Annotated in this window: 1 protein-coding gene; it reads left to right on the top strand. The window is 59.8% G+C overall.

What is annotated here, in order from left to right; translation table 11 throughout:
- Positions 1 to 76 precede the first annotated feature (76 nt).
- Entirely contained in the window at positions 77 to 1,156 is a 1,080-nt protein-coding gene (locus tag ACDELDRAFT_RS22760) for an IS630 family transposase (protein WP_005801445.1), read from the top strand.
- Positions 1,157 to 1,178 lie beyond the last annotated feature (22 nt).

The following is a 1,178-nucleotide window of genomic DNA, read 5'->3' as shown; positions in this document are numbered from 1 at the left end:
TGTGGTGTCTCAAAAATAGATAGAACTATTTTGACCGGTGTTGGTCGAATCAGCTTCCTTATAGGAGACTACGCTGATGGCCCACCCTGGACGCCCCGCCACGAAGCTGCAGATCACCGATGCCGAGCGCGCAGAGCTGCATGCGCGACTGCGCGTACGCAAAGCGCCCGAGGACGAGAAGCTGCGCATGCGAATCGTGCTGGGCTGCGCAGATGGGGAGTCGGGCACCATGATTGCCCAACGCTTGGGCACGACGGTGCAAACTGTCTCCAAGTGGCGGCGGCGCTACCGGGCGTATCGTCTGGCGGGTTTGACCGATGCCCCGCGCGCTGGCCGCCCGCGCAGTGTGGGCGACGAGCAGGTTCAGCTCATTGTGGACAAGGTTCGCCAGAGCAAGCCTGACAACGCCACGCACTGGAGCGTGCGCCAGATGAGTCGGCACGCTGGCGTATCGCCCGCGACGGTGCAGCGCATCTGGCATGCCTTTGGGCTGAAGCCGCACCTGCAAGAAACCTTCAAGCTATCGACGGATCCCCATTTCGTGGACAAGGTACGGGATGTGGTGGGGCTGTATATGGCACCACCCGATCGCGCCTTGGTGCTGTGCGTGGACGAGAAGAGCCAGATCCAGGCTCTGGATCGCACCCAACCAGGGTTACCACTGACGTTTGGCAAACCCAGCACGCGCACGCACGATTACAAGCGCCATGGCACAACGTCGCTGTTTGCAGCGCTGGATGTGGCCACTGGCAAAGTCATAGGACAGCTCAAGCGCCGTCACCGCAGTGTGGAATTCCTGCAGTTCCTCAAAGCCATCGATGCAGCGGTGCCTGGCGAACAAGACATCCACCTGATCATGGACAACTACGGCACGCACAAGACGCAGGCAGTGCGGGCCTGGCTAGCAGCCCATCCTCGCTACCACGTTCACTTCACGCCCACCTCAGCGTCCTGGCTCAATCTGGTCGAGCGTTTCTTTAGCCAGATCAGCGAGCAGTGGATCAAGCGCAGCGCCCACACCAGCGTTGCTCAGCTGGAGCAATCCATACGGGAATACATTGATCGTCACAACGAGGATCCCAAGCCGTTCGTGTGGCATAAAAGTGCGGACACCATCTTGGCATCTGTGGCGCGGGCAGCGAGTACCATTATTTGATGCTTACTTTTGAGACACCACA

This window comes from Acidovorax delafieldii 2AN, from assembly GCF_000175235.1.
Lineage (GTDB): Bacteria > Pseudomonadota > Gammaproteobacteria > Burkholderiales > Burkholderiaceae_C > Acidovorax > Acidovorax delafieldii_B.
Note: the sequence above shows the minus strand (reverse complement) of the source record. Positions and strands in the feature narration are given on the sequence as shown.

What these genes read in the sequence shown, in the direction of transcription:
- ACDELDRAFT_RS22760 (WP_005801445.1), top strand. Translation starts at nt 77, where the DNA reads ATGGCCCACCCTGGACGCCCCGCCACGAAGCTGCAGATCACCGATGCC.